Here is a 24,379-nt window from a genome sequence, read left to right as displayed (position 1 = left end):
GGTGTATTTCATAAAAATTTGTATATTTATCGAGCAGAACAGACTGTAGTGCTCTCTTCTCTGATGCTGCCCTTACACTACTTTTACCACCAACGGTAGCCGTTCTCTGCAACCAATCGATCTGCTGACTCCGGTCCTTGCGAACCAGCGCTGTACGTATCGAGTGGCACACTGCCATCCTGGAATGCCTCCAAGATCGGCTGTACCCATTGCCAAGCCAGTTCAACTTCGTTCCAGTGAGCAAAGAATGTAGAATCTCCACGCATCGCGTCAAAGATCAGGTTTTCGTAAGCTTCCGGAATGTTGCGTTCACCTGAGTTGAAGGTCATATGCATTGCTTCCACTTCGCCTTGGTTGAGTGGGTTTTTCGCATTTAATTGAAGCGAGATGCTTTCTTTTGGACCAATTTCGATCGTGAGCAAGTTAGGCTCTGTTGTATTTTCGGATTCATGACCTGTTTTCAGTGGAGCCTTGAATTCAACAACAATTCTGGTTGATTTTTCAGCCAGGCGTTTGCCTGTACGAATGTAAAATGGAACCTCGCTCCAGAATGGATCATCGATCCACAGTCTTGCGGCAACATATGTCTCATTCTGAGAACCAGCTGGAATGTCAGGCTCGTCCAGATATCCAACAACAGAAGCACCTTGCAGTTCGCCTGCTCCATATTGGGCACGAACGACTTCGGAAGCAATATTCTCTTTCGTCAATGGACGAAGAGCCTCAGCGATCTTCTGCTTTTTGAATTGAATTTCTTCCGGTGTGCAGCGTTTTGGCAAATGCAAACCAATCATCATCAGCAATTGAAGCATATGGTTTTGGAACATGTCACGAAGGGCACCGCTTTGGTCATAATATGCGGCACGTTCTTCAACACCAACCGTTTCACTTGCCGTAATCTGTACGTTGGCAATGTAACGGTTGGACCACAAAGCCTGAATGACCGGATTGGCATAAGTGAGGGTTTCAATATTTTGAACCATCGGTTTACCAAGGAAATGGTCAATACGGTAAATTTCTTCTTCCGCAAAGGTATTGCTGAGTTTCTCATTCAGTTCACGTGCAGATTGCAGATCGTGTCCGAATGGTTTTTCGATGATAAGTTTCTTCCAGCCTTTGGTGTTACCCAAGCCGCTTTCTTGAATATTCAGTGCGATTGGTTCAAAGAATTCCGGTGCAACCGACATGTAGAACATGCGATTTTCAGGAATGTTGAGCTCTTGTTCACGCTTCTGAACCAGTTCCAGCAATTTGGTGTAATCTTCAAGCTTCGTATTATTTAAAGAACAATAACGGAAAGCTCCAATGAAGTCGCGAACCTGAGCTTCTTCCTCCGGTGTTTGACGGGAGAAGGTGTGCAGTGACTTTTCAACATTCGCCTGGAAGTCAGCATCCGACAATTCACGCCGTCCAAGACCGATAACGGAGAAGGATTTCGGCATTTTCGAATCAATGTACAAATTATATAATGCAGGGTAAATCTTACGTTTGGCTAAATCGCCTGTTGCCCCGAAGAGGACAAATGTCATTGCGTCCATTGGAGTGCCTCCTGTGATCTGTGCAGTATAGTATATGATGATGCAAAATGTTCAAATCCAAGCATGACAAAAGACGGAATTAGTGGGGGAGTTCCCCGCCTTACCTCCGCTTGTGTATCTGACCTGAATTAAACATGGAACATTCCTTCTCTCCACAACCTTAATCAAGGTTATAAATTGTAACCAATTGAATTGACGTTACCCATCTTACACCTGTCGTCACAATTCGTCAACAATCGTGTCTAACCTGTGAACACCAGTGTTTATAGGGTTTTTATTTAATGTTAACGCTTTATGTGGTAACATTAAGAACAATTGGTATGTGACATTTTACACATATGGCTTGTGGACACTCAGGTTACAATAAGTATACTAGTGCTATAATAAGCATAACTAAATCAAAGGAGTACTATTATGAGCGATGATGAGAATGCCAAGCAAATATGCGAAAAGGTGGAACAGTCTTATCAGATCATTGGCCGGAAATGGGTAGCCCTCATTATTCATACATTGATGGAAGAACCCAAACGATTCAGTGAAATTCACGCTTATATTCCGGACCTGAGCAAACGGGTACTTAATGAACGGATGAAGGAACTGGAGGAAGAGGGACTGGTCGTACGTCATGTGGTTACGGAACGCCCTGTTCGGACAGAATATATGTTGTCCCGCAAAGGCACAGAGCTGGGGCGCGCTTTAAGCGCCGTCGAACGGTGGGCCGATAAGTGGCTGTAGCACGTACTTTTGAGTAAAGAATAGGTTCTCATTCTATTAAGAGGCGACACTTCATTTTCACTTTAATTTCCGAAACATTGTGATTTTAAAATAGCACTTTAAATTTCATCACGATAATGTACTGACGCTACTTTTAATAACATCAGCAGTTACCCTCATGTGATTTAATGTCTGCTGCTGTGTTCAAAATGTTGCCGATACTGTACGGGAGTTGTTCCCGTCGATTTGCGAAATAATTGAACGAAATAAGATCCATTGCGGAATACCGCCTGCCCACCTCTTGAACGGACAGAGTAGTCGTTTCCAGCTTAGGATATCAGCCTGCTTAAGTCTTAGGGCTGTGACCTAGTCCGTAATACTGCTTCCTGTTTCTTGCTGAAAGATACGGGAAGCATAAGACTTGGATAAGTGGATATTGTTTACCATATGATCTTATTTGATTTCATCTATGTAGTGGTCTTCAATCCAATGCATCATCTTCTCCGCATTGATGCCAATGACTGGAAGCCAACATCGTGATGAAGATCTGGGATTGGTCTTATAAACCATTGCTCCAAAGTTTCATCCCACGACCATGCCATATGCCGGTAGATTTCCTCTCCTGTCATATTGTACATAATCCATAGCATACCCGTCCAGAAACTTAAAACCCTCTAATCGGTGTTGATGTTATTATACTTCCCATCATCACCAGCAAAATGAGGATATTTATCTCCAATGTTTTTTCATTTCTGTCAATTTATTTTCCAGCTTCTGCATGACTTCCTGCCAATATGTCGTAGTTACGTCGGATTCTGCCTTGGCCATGAGATAACCTTCTTAGGGTTAAATAGAGAAGCCATCGCAAAATTAAATAGATGAAACCAACGAGTGTATTAATTTTGTTTTATAAATAAGATTCCAATAAAATGAAGCCAGATCTCACAATATCTGTGGAACTGGCCTCTTTTTTTGTTATTTAACTAAGACTCCAACTTTCTCCCTAACGTAATATCCACATCCTCAAAGTTCTCCACGGCTGTCTTTTTCTCATAAAAATGCACCGCATGTTGCATAATCCCTTCCCTTGTATAGAAAGCATCCTCCGCCTTTAGTGGAAAAGTAACCTTCTCCCCCGTACTGGCCGATTTATAGATGCCTACAATGAGTTCCAGTGTATTCCGACCACTCTTCCCATCCACCAGAAGGGGTGATTCTGTCTCAATGGCGTTTAGCACATTCTCCACTTGCCCAGCATGCCCCACATGAATAACATCCACTAAGTCGTCAGCGAGTTTCTGAATCTGCTGTTCCAGATCTGGATTGGGTTCTGGGAATCCATTCGTTCGTGCCGTAGAAGCAACGACCTTCCAAGGCGCAGATACCCTGGCCTCTTTACCCTGAAAAATCAACTGCTGCTCCTCTCCGTGGTGTACCACTGAACTGGTAATCATACCAAGTGCTCCTTCTTGGAAACGAAGCATTGCCATGGAAATATCCTCTACTTCAGCATTATCATGTGCCGTATTCGCCATCATGGCCTGTAATTCCACCGGAGGACCCATCATCCAAAGCATCGCATCAATATGATGGACCGCATGATTAAGTGTACAGCCTCCGCCTTCCTTTTCCCATGTGCCACGCCACCACAGATCATAATAATTATGGCCCCGCCACCAGAATGAATCGACCTGTACGTGGACAATGGGACCCATAAGTTTGCTGTCCAGCACATATTTTAGTTTCATCATCGGTGTCGTAAAACGATTCTGTGCCACAACCGAGAGCAACTTACCACTTTTTTGCGCCGCTTCCAGCATCATATCCGCCTCTTGTAAAGAAGAGGCCATTGGTTTTTCGACAAGCACATGTGTACCTGCATGCAGAAAATCACATGTGATCGGTGCATGGGTATACGGTGGGGTACATACGGAAACCAAGTCAATGTTTTGATCCAGCAATTCATGATAATCGGTAACAGCTTGCGCTCCCTCCAATCCGTATTCGTTAATTCGTTTCTGTGCTTTTTCCGCGTACATATCCACCACAGCTACGATCTTGCATCGTTCAGGAAATGCCAAATACGCTGTAATGTGCGCTGCACTGATTGCGCCTGCTCCAATAATGGCCACATTTAACATGAATGCATACCTCCCTTATTCCCTTCACAATACACAATAATAAAGCGCTTTTATGCGTTCATCTTGTGATAAAATGAAACCATATTGCGCTTTTGAAGGGGAGGCATTCCTAATGCCCATAATCACCGAGGATCAATTTAATCTGGTATGCCATCGCACCTCAACGACTGCGTTCCGAGAGGTTTTTCACGCTCATTCACAGATGGAGATCACGTATATCCATGATGGATATGGACAACTCATAACCGAGGGGCAGGCATTCCCCCTTGAACCGGGTACACTGATGATATTCCGCCCTTTTCAGCTGCATCAGATCCAGATTCAAGTCACGAAAGAACATCCCTTTATTCGCAGTGTCCTGATGTATGAGCAGCACCTGCTGAACTCGTACTCTCGACTATTTGCCGTATCGAATCGTTTTACAATGGACCTTCTCGAGCAAAGATCTCCGCTTCAACCGATCTGTCTTTCCACTTCATCCCCACTGGTTCAGATGATGGAGCAATTTGCCGATATTCTGCCTACATTACTTCCACATGAAGCGGAAGAGGATACACGACTCTTTTTACTTGGACTTCTCGCACAGCTTCGCTACCTTTGGAAGGACAGGCAGTATCCCAGCTCTACTACGCTCCAAACGGGCTCTCCCGTTCTGCACCCTCATGCCGAAACTGTCATGCAGTGGATTGAAGAGCACTACAATGAAGCGTTTCGTCTGGAGGATATCGCAGATACACTGCATCTATCGCCTTATCATTTGTCCCATATATTTAAAAAAGCTACCGGCACGACCATCGTTGCTTACGCCCAGGCCACTCGTATTCGTCATGCTTGTGTGTTACTCACAAGTACCACACATACTGTTCCGGAAATAGGCCACCGTGTAGGCATGTCCAGCCCATCTTATTTTTGCAAAGTTTTCCGCAAGGCAACAGGCACCACTCCGCATCAGTATCGGCTGAATGTGCAAGGCAGATAAGAAGATTATCTACGAAATCATTTCTACAAAATGAAAAGGAGCAAAAGGAATGACACCCTTTCGCTCCTTAGCTCCTGAACACTACCTAAGCTACTCACCCGGTTTACGAACATCAAGACCCAACTTCTCCAAGAAGGGGAAAATGCGCTCACGTACCTGCTTCAGTTCTTCCTTCTGCTCCGCAGACAATCGTTCTTCATGGATGTTCCCATCCTGATCCGACACTAAGGATTCATACTGCTTCATCTGTTCATATAACGATTTGAACTCGGTGTACTGCTCCTCAGAAAACTTCGTCTCTGCCATTGCCAGCTGTTCCTTCCAAAATTGCTCCTGGTCCATAGGTTCTTTGGGAGAGTCTACACTTGCTGCTTCCAGCTTTTCGAAAAATGGTTCCAGTTCTGCAGTAAGACGATTAAACTCCGTCTGTTCTGTGACACTCCATTGCTCGGGGTGCATCTCTCCCTGTTGATCCGCATACTTCAAAGCCATTTGCCCCATTTGCTTCATCAGATCCATAAATTGAATAAATTCCTCTTCACTTAAATGTTTTTTGGCTGTCTGCAGCTTCGCTTCCAGTCTCATATAATCCTCCGATGTTCCACCCACCGCTGATATATTTTCCTGTGAACCATACATTTCGTTAGCCAAGTAGGAATACCCCGCATAGGCTCCAGTAGGAATGATGAGCACAGCAGCCAGCAGAACAGTAACCAGCCATTTTTTCCGATGTCTTTTGAGACGTGATTCACGTCGAACAGCATTTAAGATTTTATGTTTTGTTCTATCAGAAATTGTCCAGTTTTTGGTCTCTTCCTGGTAGGCTGTTCGCAGCTGTTCATCGAGATTCATGCAAATCCTCCACCTTTCCCCGAATACCTAGGTTCAACTTCTGATTCTGCCTCAGCTTGGTTAATGCCGCATGAATACGCGATTTCACCGTTCCTATTGGAATTTCCAATATGCATGAAATCTCTTCTTGCGTGTACTCGTTCAAATAGTGAAGAGTGATGGCCTGCTGGAGCTTGTACGGCAATCGGTGTACCTGCTCAAGCAGAGGACGATTTGCCAACTTGTTGATTAAGTCACCGGAAAAATCATACTCCAGCCCCGTATCAGACTTTTCCATCCGCTTGCTAAAACGAAATTGCGTCAATCGTCTCCGCCGGTAACTTCGGACCTGCCGCATCGTCACACCCATTAACCAGGGACGAAACGCTCTCTCCGAATCGTAACGCTCCAAGGACCTGTATGCCTGAATATAAATTTCCTGTACCAGATCTTCCGCGTCAGATGAGTCACGAATCAGAAAACGGACAGTGCGATACACATCCATCACCGTTAGCTCATATAACTCCCCATATGCTTCGTAATCACCAGCCCGGGTTAATTCCACAAGTTTTATGTACCTTTCTGCCTCACTCATCATCCATCCCCTTCCTCCTTACACTATATATTGGCATACCAGCTCCATATCGTTCGATTTATTTATTTCAACTTTCACCGGGCCATACCAAAAAAGCCCATTCCTCACTCATCGTTCGAGTTGGAATAAGCTTATATCTCTTACCTCATATAAACATGAAGTATATTATTCATCTGCTAAACCATCCGCTGCCTCATCGCTTCAAACAGCAAAATCGTGGCCGCCATCGCCGCGTTAAGTGACTCTGCCTGTCCCTGCATCGGAATCGTAATTGCATCGTCCACCAGTTGTGCAGTAGATTCCGATATGCCCTTGCCCTCATTACCGATCACAAGCCATACTGATTGTGTAAAATCATAACTGTAGCACGAATACTCCGCTTGCAAAGACGTACTAACCAACTTTACGCCCGCAGCCTTTGCTTCAGGCAGCAACGATTCCAACGGACCTTCTACGATTGGCAGATGAAACAATGATCCCATCGTTGAACGGATCGTTTTCGGATTATAGACATCGGCACAACCAGCACCGAGTACAACACCTGCCGCTCCCGCTGCATCCGCACTGCGAATGATCGTTCCCACATTACCCGGGTCCTGAACATTGTCCAATACCACAACAAACCCCTTGGCAGAAGACAACAGACTTTGAAGCAGCTCGCGACCTTTATGTACAATGGCAAAAACAGGTTGGGGTGTCATCGTATCCGTACACTTGGCGATAACCGCAGGGGATACACTAATCCATTCCACGCGCTGAAGTGGAGCCTCCAGTCCAGCCAGTTCCTTGGGTACACCCTGCTCCCCATCGTAAACAATGCATTCCAGATCCGCCCCGGCGCGCAGTGCTTCCTCTACGAGATGAATGCCTTCAATAATATATTTATGTTGACGGGTACGGTGTTTTTTCTCCAGCAGCTGTGCCCATTCCTTCACACGTGTATTTTGCGGTGATACAATATCCATCTTTCCATCCTTCCGTCTGCGGGATTTTTTATCAACATGTTACATGACGAATTGAAATTTTCCGACTAAAGATTGCTCCATTTATCCCGTCATTATACTTATCACTTTGGATACGCAAGCTCCATTTTCGTCAAATGGTCCTTGTGACCAACGATGATCAGCACATCCCCGTCCGCAATCCGATCCTCCGCATACGGAGAGATATTCATCGAATTCCCACTGCGAATCGCCATCACGTTGCAACCGAAACGTGCACGAATATTTAGCTCCAGCAGATTTTTACCGATCATTTGCTCAGACGCTCTCATCTCCAAAATGCTGTAATCCTCAGATAACTCGATGTAATCGAGAATGTTTGGAGATGTCAGATGATGGGCTACACGCAGTCCCATATCCCGCTCAGGATAAATAACCTTGTCTGCACCGATCTTCTGCAATACTTTACCATGAAGCTCATTTTGTGCTTTTACAATCAGAACAGGTACACCCATATCTTTCAGAATAAGGGTCGTGAGAATACTCGACTGAATGTCTTCACCAATCGCCACAACGACGACATCAAAATTCCGTATGCCCAGCGCACGCAGCGCTTCTTCGTCCGTCGAATCTGCCGATACGGCATGAGTCACAATATTGGACATTTCCTGAGTCCGCTGCTCGTCCGCATCAATTGCCAATACGTCGAATCCCATGCCGCTCAGGGCATTGGCTACACTTGATCCGAACCGTCCCATGCCAATGACGGCATATTGTTTTTTTGCCATTAGGGTCTAACCTCCCGCTGCACTTCAGCATTACGCATCTATTGGTAGTCCATTTTTCAATTAAGGGTCAGTGTTTACTTAAATATCCTTCGTAGTATACCACAAAGCCCAATAAACTTGAATGCGCTCACGCTTCCCAGGGAACAGTATTAGAGCAGCCGAATATACGAGGAGGGACTTGCGATGCCCATTACATTAAGCCTGCGTGAAGCGATTGTTCATAAGGTTCATGATAAAAGTGATGATCAGCTCCGGGAGATGATCGAAGGTTCTGTAGATGGACCGGAAGCAGCATTACCCGGACTTGGTGCCATTTTCGAAATGATCTGGAAGAACACGGAACCTGCGAAGCAGGAAGAATTAATTCAAATCGCGCAGGAGCATCTGCACACCATTCCCGTTCAACCCATCAGATAACTGAAGCCTTGGAGGGAAAGGTACCATCATCACGTTGTTCTGTCTGCAAAAAAAGATTTGGCTCATTGGTCTGGATGGTGCCCTGCTCCAAAGAGCAAGGCAGTTACATCCCCCGCAGACTAATTAGGTCCCCCAACCAAACAAGGTACAGTCACTGAGCATAACTCAGGAGGCTGTACCTTGTTTGTGTATATACATGCAGCTTCCCGAGACGGCAGTAACTAATCACTAGAAGCTGACTCTCCGATTAACAAGGCTGATCTATTTCCTTCAAGCATGTAATATCATCATACAACTACAATGATTTCAGCTACCTGATCAAACAGATCGAAGATATCCTCGTCCGTTGCTGCTGAGAGCAGACTGAATGATGACTAATGTTATTTTCCCTTTTCGCCTAGGCGACGGAATTCTTAATGAGATATAAAAGCTGGGAGCAACAAAAATGACCTAAACCCCTCTGATCAGGGATTTAGGTCATTTGTTTCTGCTGTCTTTACTATTTTAGGAAGAAACGGCTTAAGGAGCTGTCTCCAGGAATTTCGCCGTTGGATTTTTGTCCATTGCGGTTCTCATCGCGTATTCATTTTCGAATAGGACAACATAATTGCCCTTTTTATCTTTCACCAGAGCGGAGTTGATCCGAAATTTACTTGGGTCCAGATTCTCGTCCACGATCCAGCGAGCAAATTGATAAGGCATGCGCTGGAGCTGCACGTCTACCCCGTACTCGCCCTTCATCCGGTATTCAAATACCTCGAATTGGAGCTGACCCACGACGCCGAGCAAAGTCTCGTCGAAGCTAACGGTGTTGAACACCTGAATCGTCCCTTCCTCGGTCAACTGGTCAATCCCTTTTTGATATTGTTTATGTTTCAATGCATTTTTAACCGTAACTTTGGCAAAAATCTCTGGTGAGAACGTTGGCAGTTCGTCAAAAATAACCTCGCTGCCTTGGCTCAATGAATCGCCAATCCGGAAGATACCCGGATCAAACAGACCAATAATATCGCCTGCGTAAGCCTCTTCTACAATATCCCGATCCTGTGCCAGGAATTGCTGAGGCTGCGACAGTTTGATTTCTTTGCCCACACGATTATGCTTCACGCTCATACCACGTTGGAACTTACCAGACACAATCCGCAGGAATGCAATACGATCCCGGTGTGCCGGGTTCATGTTTGCCTGGATTTTGAAGACATAACCGCTGAATTTCTCATTCGTTGGCTCAATCTCACCTGCTGTACTGCGACGTGGTTCCGGTTTCGGTGCGAGCTGCAGGAAGTTCTCAAGGAACGTCTGCACGCCAAAGTTATTGATGGCACTACCGAAGAATACGGGGGTTAGTTCACCGCGTTGTACCTTCTCCATGTCGAACTGGTCTCCTGCAACATCCAGAAGCTCTAGATCTTGACACAGCTGATCATGCAGATAATCTCCTGCCATCTCACGAATGATTGGATCTTCGTATCCATCTACTTTTTGTACTTTAATTGTCGAGTGATCGTCCCCTTGGAACAATTCCACTTGATTTTTCATCCGATCGTACACACCGCATAGCTCACGACCTGTACCAATCGGCCAGTTCATCGGTACGGAGCGAATCCCCAGTACGTTTTCGAGTTCTTCCATCAGATCAAACGGGCTTTGTCCTTCACGGTCCAGCTTGTTGATGAACGTAAAGATCGGAATACCACGCTTCGCACAAACCTGGAACAATTTAATGGTCTGTGCCTCGACACCTTTGGCCACGTCAATCAACATGACTGCGCTATCGGCAGCGGTCAGTGTACGATACGTATCTTCACTGAAGTCTTGGTGACCCGGTGTATCCAAGATGTTGATGCGATGACCCAGGTAATCAAACTGCATTACGGAAGAAGTTACCGAGATTCCCCGCTGTTTCTCAATTTCCATCCAGTCACTTGTTGCATGTTTGCTTGCTTTCCGAGCTTTGACTGTACCGGCAAGACGAATCGCGCCCCCGAACAGCAACAGTTTCTCGGTCAATGTCGTTTTACCCGCATCCGGGTGAGAGATAATGGCAAACGTCCGGCGTTTGTCCACTTCCTGTTGAAGAATGTTATCTGCAGCTTTGCTCATAGATTCTATCCCTTTCGTCCGTTCATTCACGTTAATCCGGCGAGGCCGGTCTACCATTCAATCTTTATGCAATCCGGCTATGCCGGTTGATTGTACATTCGCATTTTCGCATATTAGGCAATTAAGCATCCTATGTTAATTTTACACATTTACAACGGAGTTCATCCTCCCTAAGCATTGTGCTTCCATTCATGCCGTAGACCTGATTTAGTATCCAACTTTCCTATTGTACCATAATCTTTACCGAAAATAACCGATTACGTACAGCAGAGATTCTTCTCTTTTCGGATTGCAAAAAAAGAGCACCCTTCCGCCATCTTTATGGCGTCCAGGTACTCATTATTCATTTCGCGTGCCGCTCTTAGAAAATCAATGCGTCCAGAGCATATTGTCCTCCACCTATCAAAGCTATTGCTACACCAATCACCAGGATCGCAAGGTTATATTCAAATCCGTTTTGCGTGGACCAGTATCCATTCGCACCATGAACCTTCACAATGGCAATAACCATAGTCAGAGCAATCAGAATGCCGCCTACCGGTGTGAGCAGACCCAGAGCCAGCAGCAATCCACCGCCGAATTCAGCCAGCCCTGCCAGCAGCGCTACCAATGCGCCGGGCTTCATTCCCATTGATTCAAACCAGCCGCCCGTTCCCTTGATTCCGTATCCCCCGAACCATCCAAACAATTTCTGAGCCCCGTGCGCCATGAACGACAATCCAATCACCAAACGAATCAACAACAATCCAACATCCAACATTTTCTTTTCCTCCATTCAATATATACAAAATAGTATTCTTAGATTAAAGATATTATGCTAAAATTTTTTCCTCATGAATGTATTTCGTAACCCCTTCACCGGGTTCACATTTTATCTCATGAATGATGTACGTTTCCGATTCGTCATCGGGTTCCGTATATCTTTGCGTAATCTCTTTAACTCTTGATTGAGTATAAGTTATATACTTACTTTTTGTCAATAACTTATTTTATTATATGCACATTTTTACACCCCACCTTCTCCACCGCAAAAAAAGACCTGAAAAGATCGCATCGCTGCGTTCTTCCCAAGTCTTATTTATAAAAGGAGCAAGCCCCATCTCAATACATTAAAATAACTTCGCTCTAATCAAAATCCTTGCCACTCATGAGTGATACGCCCATGATTAATTGTTCACTTGCCAGACGACACTGTCTTCGTCCTGACCATTCACCGGCCACCAGTGGAAGCCGTCCTGCTCCAGCAGTTTGCCTGTTGCTTCAGGACCCCACGTACCTGCCGGATACGTGTGCAGCTCTCCGTGATTTTCCGCCCAAGCCGCCGCAATCCGGTCAACGAAGGACCATGCTGTAGCCACTTCATCCCAACGGGTAAAGTAGGTGGAGTCTCCTTCTGCTGCATCATGCAGCAGACGTTCATACGCCTCCGGCGAGTTGATTCCAATCATGCAGCTCTGACAGAAGTCCATCGCCAGCGGCTGAATCTCGGAGTCTGAACCCGGCTTCTTGGCATTGATTTTAATATAAATTCCTTCCATCGGGTTTACCCGAATGACGAGCAAATTTGGCTCCAGTTTATACTTTTTCCCCAGATAAACGTTACTCGGCATGGATTTGAATTCAACCACAATCTCGGTCGTTTTCACCGGAAGGCGCTTGCCTGTCCGAATATAGAATGGCACACCTGCCCAGCGGAAATTATCTACAAATACACGTGCGGCAAAGTAAGTCTCCGTATTGGATTCAGGATCAACCTTGTCCTCCTGACGATAACCGGGAAGCTGCTTACCACGATACTCCCCTTCCGTATACTGCCCGCGCACAACGTTAGTGCTTACTTCTTCATTAGAGGTAAAAGCACGCAGAGAACGCAGTACCTTAACCTTCTCATCCCGAATGTCCTCCGGGAATAGACGGCTTGGCGGCTCCATGGCAATCATCGTCAGCATCTGCAGCATATGGTTCTGTCCCATATCGCGCAATGCTCCCGAATGATCGTAGTATCCACCACGTTCTTCCACACCAACCGTCTCACCCAGAGTAATCTGAACGTTGGCAATATGTTTATTGTTCCAAAGCGGCTCGAAAAAGGCATTACCAAAGCGAATGACTTCGATATTCTGCACCATTTCCTTGCCAAGATAGTGGTCAATCCGATAAATCTCTTCCTCACGGAATACTTCACGGATCTGCTCATTCAGATGCTCCGCAGATTGCAGATCATATCCAAATGGCTTCTCAATTACAAGTCGATTCCACCCGCGGCTCTCCAGCATTCCACCATCACGCAAACTATAGGAGACGCTGCCGAAGAGCTCAGGTGCCAGCGCCAGATAGAACAGCCGGTTACCCGGTGTGTTAAACTTCGCTTCTAGACTCTCTGTCTGCTCACGTAATTCTTTGAAACCGTCCACGTTATTGATATCTAGTGATTTATACTCAAAATGTTCGACAAAAGCGTTCCACTCTTCGGGTTCCCCCGCCGGATAGCGGCAGAACTCCTTAATGGATTCATAGATATCTTCCCGGAATTCTTCTGGTGACCTCGGACGACGCGCTACACCAATAACCGCAAAGTCTTCGGCTAACTTGCCTTCGCGGTAGAGACTGTAGATCGCCGGAAACAGCTTCCGGCGGGCCAAATCACCCGTTGCTCCAAAAATGAAAAATACTGCACCTGGTGTCTGCACTTCATCTTGCATTTGTTTTTCGACCATGGGCTCCTCTTTCTTTCCGGGAAGATATCTCCACACTCTCCCCGAGCTATGTAATGGTGTTATATACGCAACATACAACCGTCAATTACCAGCAAATTTCCTTCTTGGATGTGATGCCATTTTAGCATAAAAGCCCCAGGGGTTGCACTAATTTTCCTGAGAAATGTTATCAATATTTTTCCACATTTCATGGAAATTTCATCTATAAAAATTCATGATCAGACTTATAAATCTGCTTGAATATTGCATTAATATTCAATCGTGATCACCGGGAAACCTACTGTAACTCGATTAGTCCCCTTTTCGTCATCCTTATGGACTGCAAGCTGCATGTTCAAGAGATGCGTACCGCTCTTAATCGCTATGGGCAGATCCGATGCCTCATATGACACGCTGGCAGTGCTGTTATCCGTATAACGTTCTATCGCTTGCATATTCATATCTCCAGACAGCTGTTCCTCGATTTGCTGCAATTGACTGCTGGCGCCACTTTCTTCAGTTGCACCTGTGCCCTGCACAGCGAAATTCCAAGTTGCTTTCATTCCCGAATCGTTAAGCAACTTGGATACTTGTTCATGTAATGTGATCAATAAACGTTGGTCCGTATGTTCATTGCCTGATAATTGGATGATCGTGTAGTATTCCTTTTCCCCCGTCACGACAACATTGACCAGAATGCCTGCATGCTGAGCATCAGCAGCCATCTCACTGCGATACACATCATGCCCCGTCTGTACAACGCGTTCAGGCTGCTGTAATCCCAGCCGATGAGCGAGCAGCTCCGCCTGCTCTTTTGCATCTCCACGGCCTTCGCCTTGCCATTTAATGACTAAACGCTCCACATGATCGATTGCTGTATCTGCGGTCTTCATCAATTGTTCCAGCTTGCCTGCTTCGGATTCCGTCTTCTCAGCGTACACATGAGTCATGCCTATAAGTATAATGATTGCCAATGCGAGTATGCCTGCTGTCATCCATCGATTTAACATTCGAATCCTCCGCTCTTTCTTGCATTCTATGAATCTATCAACAGCATGCCCCCATTACTCATTTGCTAAACTTCTTTTTGGCATACAAAAAAAGCCCTATCCACCATCTTCATGGCTGATCGGACCTTATATCATCTTATGGGCAGAACAAACTTTCAAATTGTGCTCCCCCCGATTTCTTAACTTCACTTATCTATTCAACAAACCAATAGTGCATGCCTAAACCATCACACGCTTCTTTTTCTATTCCGCAAGTCCATTCTTATAAGCATAGATGGCTGCCTGTGTACGGTCATCCACGCCCAATTTTGCTAGTATGTTTGTGACATGGAATTTGACCGTCTTGATCCCAATAATCAGGTCATCTGCGATGTCCTGGTTCGACTTGCCTTTAGCGACTAACCGAAGTACATCCATCTCCCGATCAGTCAATTCATCATGAGCCGGTGCCACTGCCTGCGGCTGTCGGAAACGATTCATCATTTTGGACGCCACTTGTGATTCCAGAACCGATTGCCCCCGAGCGGCAGCACGTATTGCATCTGCCACCTCATTGGCTCTGGATGTTTTCAGCAGGTAACTGAATGCCCCTGCCTCAATAACCGGATACATTTTTTCATCATCCAGATAACTGGTCAGCACAATGACCTTGCATTCCGGATACATTTTAAGCAGCTGCCGGGTGGCTTCAATCCCGTCCATTCCTTCCATAACGAGATCCATCAGGACAACATCAGGTTTATACTCCTGTGCCAGCCGAATGCCTTCCTCACCGCTGCCCGCTTCCCCCACCACTTCAATGCCATCTTCGGTATCCAGCACCGCAGCGAGGCCAATACGTACCATTTCATGATCATCCACGAGCAACACTTTGATCGACGTTTCCGCTTCCGTCTCCGTTTCTATTCCCGTCTCCATTGACATGTTCTTCCTCGCTTTCATCGTTCATCAAAGGTATTGTAATCTCAATTCGTGTTCCTTTGCCTGGCGCCGTTACAAATTGAATGGCTCCTCCAATTTCAGTCACACGTTCACGCATATTGGCCAGACCGTACGAGGCCTGTTTCTGATCGTCAAGATCAAATCCCTGACCATCATCGCGAATCAGTACCCGAATGGCATCCATCCGGCGCTGAAGTCGAATCTCCATCTTTTCCGCCTTCGCATGACGTAATGTATTAGACATCGCTTCCTGAATGATACGGAACAGATGATTCTCAATGCCTTTGATCAAATGAATGTCTTCATCCATTTCGAGTACGATGTCCATAGGTACTTTTGTTTTCAACTCCATCACAAGATCGCGCAAACCTTGCTCGAGATGTTTACCCTCCAGATAGACAGGTCGCAAATGCAATAGTAACGCCCGCATCTCAGACTGAGCTACAGACGCCATCTCTTCAATTAGGGCCACCTGCCGCTGGGCACGTGCAAAATCCTTTTCCATTCTTCGTCCAACCGCTGTTGCGGTCATGGAAATGGCAAATAGCTGCTGTGATACCGCATCATGCAATTCTCGTGCCAGCCTTTGTCGTTCCTCCACAATGGCCGTTATTCTGGCCTGTTCAGCCAACTGCGCGTTATTCGTAGACAGCCTTTGCAGAGAAGAGACCTGATCTTCCCACTTTTTGCCGATGCGTCCAAGCTGCTCACTTAATCGGCCGACATCATCAATGCCGAGATCCGGCACAGTACGTGAGAGTGACCCCTTTTCCCATTGCAGCAGCGTTTCTCGCAACAGTTCAAGCCTTCGTTTGACCCGGTAGCTCTGATAGAAGCCGAAGGCTGCACCCATACCGACCAAGAGCAGCAGTAACGCCAGACCCGATTGAATCAGATGCCTCCACCCTGCAAACGGAGCAAGATAACCATATGTATACAATACATACAAGATTACAATGAGCACAATGAAAACAAGGAGGATCCCTTCACCCATACTTCGGGTTACCATATCGGTATGTCGTTTTGTCTTCATCCGGGTCTCCTCCTTCTACACCTATTTAACTTATTACGGATTACTGATGTTTAGGTCGCCAACAATATAAGAAATGACAAATTTTGCTTTATGTTCACTGGACTCATATCCAGGAGTTCTCCATACCAATTTGTTCATCATGCCACTATCCTGTTCCCCATTAACACTTATCCGTCCAAAGAGTACCGTCGCCTCAATCTCAACACCATAATCTTCAGGCAGCGTCAGACGAACATTTCCCATTATACCTTGCAGAAGCACAATCGTTTGTTTATCCTCCGGAATGGAGAGGGACAGATCTGCGTTAACCTCACCCAAGGCATGCCATAGGCTCATGCTACGCAGTGTCCATGGAGCCTGATCCCAATAGTAACGAGCCATGAAATTTTGCTTGCGCATGACATGCCCGTCTAGATGAATCTTTTTGTTTTTGGAATAAAAATAGGCGAGTGAAGCCAGTACAATCAAAAATACAATCATTAGATTATCAAGCAACAACAGAGCGGCACCGATCCCTAGGAAGCGATAACCTTTGTGTGTGTCACCCTTACGAACTTGTACCATACCTATCGTTAACAGAATCAGTGCGGCGACGGTCAGCAGGTTAATACTTCGGTTCAGTAACATCAGCATGCCGATGACAATGATTACAACAGCAAGCCATTGACCCTTCTTATTCATCTATGCCGCACCTCCTCTGTAAGTTGATCTTCCCAATTCGACGGAAAAGCCATATCAGGCTTTGAACACCTGTATGGCTTAACCTTTGTTCTAGAAACCGTTCTTTATTCACGATTTATAGAATATCATATTGTCTGCTGAGCGAACAGTTATTCTTTTGAAGTACCGCCCGTTTCATTCTTCGCACCATTGCCGATTTTGTTTTTCAGAGCTTGCAGCTGTTGATCTACTTTGAATTGCTTCTCTGTATCTACAGGATTAGTGTACGTAGATTGTGTGTTACGATAAGGTGCGCGGATCACATCAGCTTCCGCTTCCATTTGCATGATTTTCTCTTCCATGCGGTGGAATCCAAGGGATGCGCCACCACTCTCGATGGAGTGCAAGCTGTTAATTTGGGACATTTGTTTTTTGGCTTTTGCCATTTGTGCACGGGATACAAGTTCATTACGTTTGTTACGCATTTTGTAGAACTCATCCTTCATGTCATGCAGCTGTTGCAGCAAATCTTTGGCTTGAGCTTCGGATTGAGCATGAAGTTCTCTGTATTCCGTAATTTTTTGATCGAAGTAGATTTTCTCTTCCAGCAATTTACGGGCCACTTCTTCCTGACCATTAGCCAGTGCAGCCTCTGCCTGAGACTCACGTTGTACCGATGTACGCTCTGCTTCGTCCAGACGCTGTTTCATGCGACGCTCATTCGCCATTTGTTTGGCAACTGTTACCTCTGCCTCGTGAATTTCAGCCTCCATGTCACGCAAGTACTGGTTCAACATTACAATCGGGTCTTCCACTTTATCCAACATATCGTTTACCGACGCTTTAGTCATATCCTTAATCCGTTTAAATACTCCCATTTTACTTTTCTCCCTTCTCGTAACGAGATAATTTTTGGCGAAGCTCTTCAACTTCTTTTTTCAATGCTTTTTTCTCAATATCTTTCATCATGGAATCAAGTTCACTTTCTTGCTGTGCCCCTGCTCCGTAGGCGTTATTGTCGTAAGAACGTGGGCCAGACTGAGGTCTGCTGTTGTATCCTGGGCCAGGACCGAAGTTTCCAGGACCTTGATTACGGTTGTTTTGGAAAGGACCTCTTGGCGGCTCGTGATCAAAGTTGTTGTATCCTCTACCAGCGCCAGGGCCCGGACCATAGCCGTATGGATCATAAGGTGGATATGGCTCTTTTGGCACCACCAGTGCTGCGATGAAGTAGATTAACAACGACGTGCCGCCAGTTACGAAGATACTGATGACGAAGATGATACGCAGCAAGGTTGAATCCATGCCGATCGACTCGGATATCCCGCCACATAATCCTGTCAGCATCCGGTCACGCGTTGAGCGATATAATTTGCTCATGTGCTTACTCCTTTCGTTTACTTGTATCCTCTTACGTGATCAGCACCATAAGTGTATGGATCAGCGTGATAGGGTTCTTTTGGCACTACCAATGCAGCGATGAAGTAGATCAGCAATGATGTACCCCCCGTAGCGAAAATACTGATGAAGAAAATGATACGCAGCAGCGTGGAACTAAATCCAAGATTTTCAGAGATGCCGCCGATCAAACCTGTCAGCATTCGATTGCGCGATGAGCGGTAAAGTTTATTCATGTGTCTACTCCTTTCTGTCATTGTTCAGCTTTTGTTTCAGCCGTTCCAGTTCCTTGTCCAGCGTAGAGGATGACATGGTGCCAGACGTTCCTGACCCATCCTGACTCATCCGCCGCAAATCCCGGAGACTCTGTGCCTCATATTCGAGATCCGAAACCTGATCGTCCAGTCGGTTGAACATACGGGGTACATTCTGACCGTTGTAGTGACCTCTCTGATTCATTCGTTGCTGTAACTGAATCGTCTGCATACGAGCGTAGTAATATTGGCGTTTGCTGTATACATTTTGATACTCCACTTTCAGTTGGTCGATCTGTTCGTCCAGTTCCTGTAAAGCCGCATTGCTTTGTGCGTACAATTCATTATATTGTTCCATTTTTTCCTCATGGAGAATTTTCTCCTGCAAAGCAAGTTTCGCTAAGTGCTCCTCGCCTGCTTTCAGAGCCATGGAAGCTTGTTCTTCCCGTTTGTGTACCATACCTGCGGCCTGATCGGCTTGTTGTTTCATTTGTCTGGTATGGCTAGCATATTGATGACGAAGCTTCTCGGCTTCACCGATGTCTTGGCGGGTCGAGACCAGAAACTGATCAATCAGTTTGACTGGATCCTGACTTTGCTCCAGATGTTCGTTTAAAGTAGCTACGGTAATATCCCGCATTCGACGAAATACACTCATTTTGTTCTGTCCTCCTTTTCAAGATCGTGAAAGCTTAGTAACGGCCACGACGACTGCGATTATTACTCAACATGGAGAATCCGAAGATGATTAACCCGATCGCGATGATCGGTCCGATCAGCCAGGCCAGTTTACCCAGCAATGAGAGGATACCGATGAAGAGAACAATCCATCCAAGCAGTACATTTCCTCGTTTAACTCCGTAGTATCCAAGTGCAATCATCAGGATCGGAATCAGATAACCCATTAAATGTCCCAGTAGAGGAGTTAACTTTCCGAAGAGGAGGAGTGCACCCAATGCAATCAGTACAATCGCCCAGCCATTTCCTTTATTCCATCTCATAATTGTTGTTCACCACCCTTTCGGTTCATTAATTTTGGTATGTGTGTTTGTTTGTTCATTTGTTTCTTGTTTAACCTTATGTCCTTATTCTAGGGGAAACGGCGACTTTTCAAAACAGACCGTGGACGGTTTTTCATCCTAGACTCAGGTCGGGGATCGGGTTGGACCTTTGACTGTCCCTGGATCAGACCATTGACCACTGTACCGAGTAACAGCCTTAGATATCCCTTATTGCCCTTCTTCAACGCCGATTCCCCAGTGTGAATATGACGTCCATACCTCTTATCTACGTTCTCCCCCGACTGACGTTTCCCAATATGCCTTCCATTAAAGCTATAACGACTTCTAATATGATTTAGACGATTACATAATCTTAATTTCCACATGAATTTTTATTACTTTTTTATCCAAATAAACAAAATTTAGATTGTTCTACATGTAAGCGTTTACTAAAATAGAAAGTGTTACTAATCCAAAAGTCAGGAGTGGACCTGTGCGATCATTCAGCTATCTACATAAAATGATAGTCTTCGGAATCTTGTTAAGTACCCTGCCCATTCTGTTGACGGGAATCGCCGCTTTTATCTATTCTTCAAAACAATCAGAGCTGCATCGTGCTCAAGCCAATAAACAATTGCTAATCCAAATGCAAACCAATGTGGAGCACAAACTTGCAACCGTAAGCTATATGCTCGATCAGGCCGTTCGGTCACCGGACACGCTCCGTTCGCTAACTTCATCATCATCGATCCAAGACACTGGGCCTTTGTTTGCTGAGAAGCTACAGAACGAATTTAATAATATGAGATCATGGGAGCCTCTAATGGATATTACGCTCGTTAATCAGACCCAGGATTGGCTCATCGATCATGCTGGCCTGTACCTGAATACTGATTTTCCAATGGCGCTGCCTATGAAAGACTTATTATCAAACACACTCACATCCGGTTGGCAGCTTACACCATCATCTGTGTTTAACAATAATGAGCGCCCAGTGAACTCAGGCTGCATCTACCATATTGCACTCGCCAGATCGATACCCGATGTAAATGTTTCTTCTGACGCTGCCCTGATTGCGGGAATTCCTGCATGTTCACTGCAAAAACCACTGGAAGAGGATTCACCGGGCAGCTCTACAGCCGGACTAATCATTTTGAATCGTGAACATCGCATCATGGTCCACCCTGATCCCGAATATATTGGTCAGCCATTGGCTGCAGCAGGAATAAAAGATAGCGAATCGGGTTCCAATTTTAGCGAGTTGTTATCTATCCGTGGATTTGCTGCCTCTTCAGGGCAACGGGAGGTACGTATTGCAGATACCCGTTACTCGCTGTCCTATACGCATTCTTCTCTAAAAGGGTGGACATATATTCTCATTTCGCCTACGAATATTCTTACTCATGAGTATGTTCAGATTGGGCTGCACACCATGTATATCAGTGTCGCTATGCTACTGCTTTCACTTTTGGTCTCATGGGCAGGCTCGAGAAGAATGGTTATACCCATACGGAGGCTGCTTGTACAACTTGGTGATAAACGCTTATTCAGAGGTAACTTGGAAACCAATTCTACGCTTCATATGGATGAATTTGAGCAAATCAGAGCTGGCGTTTCACAGCTATCTGCTTCTCAATCCCAGCTTGAAAGCAAATTGAATCAATATAAGTTGCAGATCCGCACTCATTTTCTAATCAACCTGCTACTGGGCAAAAATGCTCCATCCACTCTTCATGACACACTCAGAGAGAATGGTTATGGTTCACAGCTTCAAGAGTGGCAACAAATAGCCGTCATTGCAGTTCAGGCTGATCTTATGAATCACACCAAATACCATGCCAAGGATCGTGATCTGTTGCTATTTGCCGTTCAGAACATACTGGAGGAGAGTGTTTATGCCGAACAACAGTTACTTCCTATAGTATATGATCAGGCTGTCGTTACCATTATCGGTACCTCTGAGCAAGATCATGTTCGTTTTTCACAACATCTGCATACGTTAACGGAACAACTACAACATCAGATCAGTGAGATCCTTAGTCTCCAAGTAAGCATTGGCTTCAGTCAGCCTCACGCCTCGCTATTTCAGATCCCGCAAGCTTATACGGAGGCCCGTGAAGCGCTCAAGCATCGAATGAAACTGGGAGCAGGCATCATCTTTCAATTTGAGGCGATTGATAATCGTACATCCCATTGGGCACTGCCATATCCCGAATCACTGGAGTATACGCTGATACAGGCCATCCAAAATGCCGATGCAGCCCAAGCCTCATCTCATCTCCATCAGTTGCTTGAAGTGCTGTTCGGCATGGAGTGTACACCGGAAGAATATCAGGTAGCATTTACCCGATTGTTAACACATATTTTGCAGATGATGCAGGAATCCGGTATACGACTGGGACAGATCTCCAAAGGCCATGGATCTATTTTCAATGAACTTCATGCTCTACAGTATGCAGCTGAGGTTGAGCAATGGTTTCACAATCATATCATCATACCGATCATTCTCATTCTGAAGGAAAGACAGTACGCCCAATATCAGCACATATCCGAGAAAATGATTGCCATCATTCAACAAGAATACGATAAAGATCTGACGTTGGAGGAATGCGCATCCAGACTTCATTACAATGCGAACTATCTGAGTAGTGTGTTCCGCAAAGAGACAGGCTGTGCATTCAGTGAGTATCTGACGAAGTACCGCTTTAGTATAGCTAAAAAGTGGCTCGACGAAAGCGAGCTAACGGTCAAGGATATCGCCGCACGGCTTCGTTATAACAACCCGCAGAACTTTATCCGTTCTTTTCGAAAATGGGAAGGGATTACGCCTGGACAGTATAGGGAGCGTAAGCAGAAGCCTGATCTATCCATAAAACAGTAAGCGGCTCTTTTGGGGATAAAGTACGAGGGTTATAACTATTTCTATCTATAGAAGAACGTTTGTTATTTAGTCAAAGAATAAGTTTTTTGTATCTGACCATAAAAAAGGGAGCAGTTTAACTGCTCCCTTTGCTCCCCTAACACTTCATCTAAATTAATATTACTACTGAAACAGGTCTACTGTTTTCTTGGACGTACCACTTTCATGTTCGGTTGCTCCAGTTGAATCAGAATTTTACCAAACTTCCCTCCGCGTGAAAATGTAACCACACCATCCTTGTAAGTGTCTCTGATATATTGTTCAGCCAGGGCAAGCGAACCCTCATCCGTTGGTAGTTCGTGCGTAGTAAGCCATTCCTGAAGCTTATCGACGACTTCCTCAACAGGTATCTCAATGAAACTTGTTTCTTTAGTGATTAAGGTGGTGTAAGAATAATCTTTCAAGTACAGCAGCTGTTGTATATACCCCATATCTCCCGCGTTGTATGATGGATAGACACCTAGTACCTCTTTAAGCTCATCTATTAGTGTGTGCTCTCTCGGTCCAGCTATCGTGCTGATATAGACATACTTTCGGGCAGTGCTGATGGCCTGTTCAATCGTTTCCCAATTCGACATTGCCGGGCACATGGATGCAAATGCAAAATCATATTTCTTCTCCCAACCCTTATCCTGAATCGATATGTCCTCGAATCGTTCCGAAACAATATCAATACTGGATGTAAGGGATACAGGAATTGTCTCCTTCATTAATGAAACTAAAAGTTCAGAGGGCTCTACAGCTGTAACGTTCGCTCCTTTGGTTGCAAAAAGAATTGTAAAGATGCCTGATGCTGCCCCAATGTCTAATATCGATACCCCGTCAAAACTCACTCCCTGATTTTCAATCCAGCCTATGATGCGTTCGGATCGCTTCTTTCCCTCTTCAGTAAACGACTGTTGATGATATTCTCTAGCCCATCGTTCAAATGCTGCTGTCGCGTCAAACGCCGTGCTCTTCATATTGTATTTTGAAGTTGTGGACTGATTCCTCCACGCTTCTTCCCATACAGATAGATCAAATAGAATTTCAGAATGCTTGGATACATGTTTTTCTTCAGACATGTTGCTTCACTCCATTTCTTTTATAAAATATAATTTCGAAAAAAGGATATTATTTTGTTTTGATAAGCATCTTTTATATGAATTTAAAAGAGCTACAATATCCATAATTAAACGAGGCAATATTAGAGACTTTATATATCTACAATATACTCATTCAAGTTATGAGTCAATACGTAAACAAAAGTAATTCCATCTCCTTCTATAAGCCATAATCCAAGTGCAGAGATTAGGGATTGCAATTGAGTAATTGCACAGCATCTGATAGATTGCCAGCTTACAGGTAAAGCGGTACTTACAGTTTAGAGATACCAGAATGTCATTTGCCCAAGCACATCATGTTGGATTCCCTTGCAG

23 protein-coding genes are annotated in these 24,379 nt (G+C 45.2%); 4 read left to right on the top strand and 19 right to left on the bottom strand.

What is annotated here, in order from left to right:
- Positions 1 to 83 precede the first annotated feature (83 nt).
- A complete protein-coding gene (gene zwf / locus HW560_RS10795; RefSeq protein ID WP_090904551.1) occupies positions 84 to 1,538 on the bottom strand; it encodes a glucose-6-phosphate dehydrogenase in 1,455 nt (484 codons plus the stop codon).
- Between the two features lie 414 nt (positions 1,539 to 1,952).
- Here zwf (HW560_RS10795) and HW560_RS10790 point away from each other — a divergent pair, with 414 nt between their 5' ends.
- Positions 1,953 to 2,273 carry a winged helix-turn-helix transcriptional regulator gene (locus HW560_RS10790; protein ID WP_024632671.1) on the top strand — a complete coding sequence of 107 codons (321 nt, stop codon included), beginning with the start codon at positions 1,953 to 1,955 and terminating at the stop codon, positions 2,271 to 2,273.
- A gap of 962 nt (positions 2,274 to 3,235) precedes the next feature.
- On the opposite strand, the gene HW560_RS10785 is transcribed toward HW560_RS10790, so the two are convergent.
- Complete coding sequence (locus HW560_RS10785) at positions 3,236 to 4,393, bottom strand: Gfo/Idh/MocA family protein (RefSeq protein ID WP_179263023.1); 1,158 nt, start codon at positions 4,391 to 4,393, stop codon at positions 3,236 to 3,238.
- Positions 4,394 to 4,505: 112 nt separating this feature from the next.
- On the opposite strand from HW560_RS10785, the gene HW560_RS10780 reads away from it, so the two are divergent.
- Complete coding sequence (locus HW560_RS10780) at positions 4,506 to 5,372, top strand: AraC family transcriptional regulator (protein WP_179263021.1); 867 nt, start codon at positions 4,506 to 4,508, stop codon at positions 5,370 to 5,372.
- Between the two features lie 90 nt (positions 5,373 to 5,462).
- Here HW560_RS10780 and HW560_RS10775 read toward each other — a convergent pair whose 3' ends face one another.
- The 4 genes from HW560_RS10775 to HW560_RS10760 form a co-directional block, all read right to left on the bottom strand.
- Positions 5,463 to 6,224 (bottom strand): DUF3600 domain-containing protein, encoded by a 762-nt coding sequence (locus tag HW560_RS10775; RefSeq protein ID WP_179263019.1) that lies wholly within the window; start codon positions 6,222 to 6,224, stop codon positions 5,463 to 5,465.
- On the bottom strand, positions 6,211 to 6,801 hold the full coding sequence (locus HW560_RS10770) for a sigma-70 family RNA polymerase sigma factor (RefSeq protein WP_111620069.1): 591 nt from the start codon (positions 6,799 to 6,801) through the stop codon (positions 6,211 to 6,213). The genes HW560_RS10775 and HW560_RS10770 overlap by 14 nt, the downstream gene beginning before the upstream one ends.
- Before the next feature lie 173 nt (positions 6,802 to 6,974).
- Complete coding sequence (locus HW560_RS10765) at positions 6,975 to 7,763, bottom strand: TrmH family RNA methyltransferase (protein WP_179263017.1); 789 nt, start codon at positions 7,761 to 7,763, stop codon at positions 6,975 to 6,977.
- 101 nt (positions 7,764 to 7,864) lie between these two features.
- The gene (locus HW560_RS10760) at positions 7,865 to 8,527 is read right to left on the bottom strand and encodes a potassium channel family protein (RefSeq protein ID WP_090904556.1); all 663 of its coding nucleotides are present in this window, start codon (positions 8,525 to 8,527) and stop codon (positions 7,865 to 7,867) included.
- Positions 8,528 to 8,710: 183 nt separating this feature from the next.
- On the opposite strand from HW560_RS10760, the gene sspI reads away from it, so the two are divergent.
- The gene (gene sspI, locus HW560_RS10755; protein WP_062324046.1) at positions 8,711 to 8,944 is read left to right on the top strand and encodes a small acid-soluble spore protein SspI; all 234 of its coding nucleotides are present in this window, start codon (positions 8,711 to 8,713) and stop codon (positions 8,942 to 8,944) included.
- A gap of 519 nt (positions 8,945 to 9,463) precedes the next feature.
- On the opposite strand, the gene HW560_RS10750 is transcribed toward sspI, so the two are convergent.
- From HW560_RS10750 to HW560_RS10695, 12 genes are all read right to left on the bottom strand, one after another.
- Complete coding sequence (locus tag HW560_RS10750; protein ID WP_090904557.1) at positions 9,464 to 11,047, bottom strand: peptide chain release factor 3; 1,584 nt, start codon at positions 11,045 to 11,047, stop codon at positions 9,464 to 9,466.
- A 361-nt stretch (positions 11,048 to 11,408) separates the two neighbouring features.
- Positions 11,409 to 11,807, bottom strand: coding sequence for a DoxX family protein (locus HW560_RS10745; protein ID WP_179263015.1), 399 nt, complete (start codon positions 11,805 to 11,807; stop codon positions 11,409 to 11,411).
- Between the two features lie 406 nt (positions 11,808 to 12,213).
- Positions 12,214 to 13,764 carry a glucose-6-phosphate dehydrogenase gene (gene zwf / locus HW560_RS10740; protein ID WP_090904559.1) on the bottom strand — a complete coding sequence of 517 codons (1,551 nt, stop codon included), beginning with the start codon at positions 13,762 to 13,764 and terminating at the stop codon, positions 12,214 to 12,216.
- A 248-nt stretch (positions 13,765 to 14,012) separates the two neighbouring features.
- Positions 14,013 to 14,753 carry a YwmB family TATA-box binding protein gene (locus HW560_RS10735; protein ID WP_090904560.1) on the bottom strand — a complete coding sequence of 247 codons (741 nt, stop codon included), beginning with the start codon at positions 14,751 to 14,753 and terminating at the stop codon, positions 14,013 to 14,015.
- Positions 14,754 to 14,996: 243 nt separating this feature from the next.
- Positions 14,997 to 15,671, bottom strand: a complete 675-nt coding sequence (locus HW560_RS10730) for a response regulator transcription factor (RefSeq protein WP_090904561.1) — start codon at positions 15,669 to 15,671, stop codon at positions 14,997 to 14,999.
- Complete coding sequence (locus HW560_RS10725; RefSeq protein ID WP_090904562.1) at positions 15,607 to 16,728, bottom strand: sensor histidine kinase; 1,122 nt, start codon at positions 16,726 to 16,728, stop codon at positions 15,607 to 15,609. The genes HW560_RS10730 and HW560_RS10725 overlap by 65 nt, the downstream gene beginning before the upstream one ends.
- A gap of 33 nt (positions 16,729 to 16,761) precedes the next feature.
- Entirely contained in the window at positions 16,762 to 17,409 is a 648-nt protein-coding gene (liaF, locus tag HW560_RS10720; RefSeq protein ID WP_090904563.1) for a cell wall-active antibiotics response protein LiaF, read from the bottom strand.
- Positions 17,410 to 17,558: 149 nt separating this feature from the next.
- Positions 17,559 to 18,266: a PspA/IM30 family protein gene (locus HW560_RS10715; RefSeq protein WP_024634152.1), complete on the bottom strand. Its 708-nt coding sequence runs from the start codon at positions 18,264 to 18,266 to the stop codon at positions 17,559 to 17,561.
- A 1-nt stretch (position 18,267) separates the two neighbouring features.
- Positions 18,268 to 18,768: a PspC domain-containing protein gene (locus HW560_RS10710; protein WP_090904564.1), complete on the bottom strand. Its 501-nt coding sequence runs from the start codon at positions 18,766 to 18,768 to the stop codon at positions 18,268 to 18,270.
- A 17-nt stretch (positions 18,769 to 18,785) separates the two neighbouring features.
- Positions 18,786 to 19,022 carry a PspC domain-containing protein gene (locus tag HW560_RS10705; RefSeq protein WP_063566169.1) on the bottom strand — a complete coding sequence of 79 codons (237 nt, stop codon included), beginning with the start codon at positions 19,020 to 19,022 and terminating at the stop codon, positions 18,786 to 18,788.
- 4 nt (positions 19,023 to 19,026) lie between these two features.
- Positions 19,027 to 19,698 carry a PspA/IM30 family protein gene (locus HW560_RS10700; protein WP_090904565.1) on the bottom strand — a complete coding sequence of 224 codons (672 nt, stop codon included), beginning with the start codon at positions 19,696 to 19,698 and terminating at the stop codon, positions 19,027 to 19,029.
- 34 nt (positions 19,699 to 19,732) lie between these two features.
- Complete coding sequence (locus tag HW560_RS10695) at positions 19,733 to 20,041, bottom strand: LiaF transmembrane domain-containing protein (protein ID WP_024634156.1); 309 nt, start codon at positions 20,039 to 20,041, stop codon at positions 19,733 to 19,735.
- 493 nt (positions 20,042 to 20,534) lie between these two features.
- On the opposite strand from HW560_RS10695, the gene HW560_RS10690 reads away from it, so the two are divergent.
- Complete coding sequence (locus HW560_RS10690) at positions 20,535 to 22,922, top strand: PDC sensor domain-containing protein (protein ID WP_179263013.1); 2,388 nt, start codon at positions 20,535 to 20,537, stop codon at positions 22,920 to 22,922.
- Between the two features lie 176 nt (positions 22,923 to 23,098).
- Here HW560_RS10690 and HW560_RS10685 read toward each other — a convergent pair whose 3' ends face one another.
- Positions 23,099 to 24,025, bottom strand: a complete 927-nt coding sequence (locus HW560_RS10685) for a class I SAM-dependent methyltransferase (protein WP_179263011.1) — start codon at positions 24,023 to 24,025, stop codon at positions 23,099 to 23,101.
- Between the last annotated feature and the right edge of the window lie 354 nt (positions 24,026 to 24,379).

The organism is Paenibacillus sp. E222 (assembly GCF_013401555.1).
Classification (GTDB): Bacteria; Bacillota; Bacilli; order Paenibacillales; family Paenibacillaceae; genus Paenibacillus.
The sequence above is the reverse complement of the archived record's forward strand: the minus strand, read 5'-3'. Positions and strand labels throughout refer to the sequence as shown.

What these genes read in the sequence shown, in the direction of transcription:
- zwf (WP_090904551.1), bottom strand. Translation starts at nt 1,538, where the DNA reads ATGGACGCAATGACATTTGTCCTCTTCGGGGCAACAGGCGATTTAGCC.
- HW560_RS10790 (WP_024632671.1), top strand. Translation starts at nt 1,953, where the DNA reads ATGAGCGATGATGAGAATGCCAAGCAAATATGCGAAAAGGTGGAACAG.
- HW560_RS10785 (WP_179263023.1), bottom strand. Translation starts at nt 4,393, where the DNA reads ATGTTAAATGTGGCCATTATTGGAGCAGGCGCAATCAGTGCAGCGCAC.
- HW560_RS10780 (WP_179263021.1), top strand. Translation starts at nt 4,506, where the DNA reads ATGCCCATAATCACCGAGGATCAATTTAATCTGGTATGCCATCGCACC.
- HW560_RS10775 (WP_179263019.1), bottom strand. Translation starts at nt 6,224, where the DNA reads ATGAATCTCGATGAACAGCTGCGAACAGCCTACCAGGAAGAGACCAAA.
- HW560_RS10770 (WP_111620069.1), bottom strand. Translation starts at nt 6,801, where the DNA reads ATGATGAGTGAGGCAGAAAGGTACATAAAACTTGTGGAATTAACCCGG.
- HW560_RS10765 (WP_179263017.1), bottom strand. Translation starts at nt 7,763, where the DNA reads ATGGATATTGTATCACCGCAAAATACACGTGTGAAGGAATGGGCACAG.
- HW560_RS10760 (WP_090904556.1), bottom strand. Translation starts at nt 8,527, where the DNA reads ATGGCAAAAAAACAATATGCCGTCATTGGCATGGGACGGTTCGGATCA.
- sspI (WP_062324046.1), top strand. Translation starts at nt 8,711, where the DNA reads ATGCCCATTACATTAAGCCTGCGTGAAGCGATTGTTCATAAGGTTCAT.
- HW560_RS10750 (WP_090904557.1), bottom strand. Translation starts at nt 11,047, where the DNA reads ATGAGCAAAGCTGCAGATAACATTCTTCAACAGGAAGTGGACAAACGC.
- HW560_RS10745 (WP_179263015.1), bottom strand. Translation starts at nt 11,807, where the DNA reads ATGTTGGATGTTGGATTGTTGTTGATTCGTTTGGTGATTGGATTGTCG.
- zwf (WP_090904559.1), bottom strand. Translation starts at nt 13,764, where the DNA reads ATGGTCGAAAAACAAATGCAAGATGAAGTGCAGACACCAGGTGCAGTA.
- HW560_RS10735 (WP_090904560.1), bottom strand. Translation starts at nt 14,753, where the DNA reads ATGTTAAATCGATGGATGACAGCAGGCATACTCGCATTGGCAATCATT.
- HW560_RS10730 (WP_090904561.1), bottom strand. Translation starts at nt 15,671, where the DNA reads ATGGAGACGGGAATAGAAACGGAGACGGAAGCGGAAACGTCGATCAAA.
- HW560_RS10725 (WP_090904562.1), bottom strand. Translation starts at nt 16,728, where the DNA reads ATGAAGACAAAACGACATACCGATATGGTAACCCGAAGTATGGGTGAA.
- liaF (WP_090904563.1), bottom strand. Translation starts at nt 17,409, where the DNA reads ATGAATAAGAAGGGTCAATGGCTTGCTGTTGTAATCATTGTCATCGGC.
- HW560_RS10715 (WP_024634152.1), bottom strand. Translation starts at nt 18,266, where the DNA reads ATGGGAGTATTTAAACGGATTAAGGATATGACTAAAGCGTCGGTAAAC.
- HW560_RS10710 (WP_090904564.1), bottom strand. Translation starts at nt 18,768, where the DNA reads ATGAGCAAATTATATCGCTCAACGCGTGACCGGATGCTGACAGGATTA.
- HW560_RS10705 (WP_063566169.1), bottom strand. Translation starts at nt 19,022, where the DNA reads ATGAATAAACTTTACCGCTCATCGCGCAATCGAATGCTGACAGGTTTG.
- HW560_RS10700 (WP_090904565.1), bottom strand. Translation starts at nt 19,698, where the DNA reads ATGAGTGTATTTCGTCGAATGCGGGATATTACCGTAGCTACTTTAAAC.
- HW560_RS10695 (WP_024634156.1), bottom strand. Translation starts at nt 20,041, where the DNA reads ATGAGATGGAATAAAGGAAATGGCTGGGCGATTGTACTGATTGCATTG.
- HW560_RS10685 (WP_179263011.1), bottom strand. Translation starts at nt 24,025, where the DNA reads ATGTCTGAAGAAAAACATGTATCCAAGCATTCTGAAATTCTATTTGAT.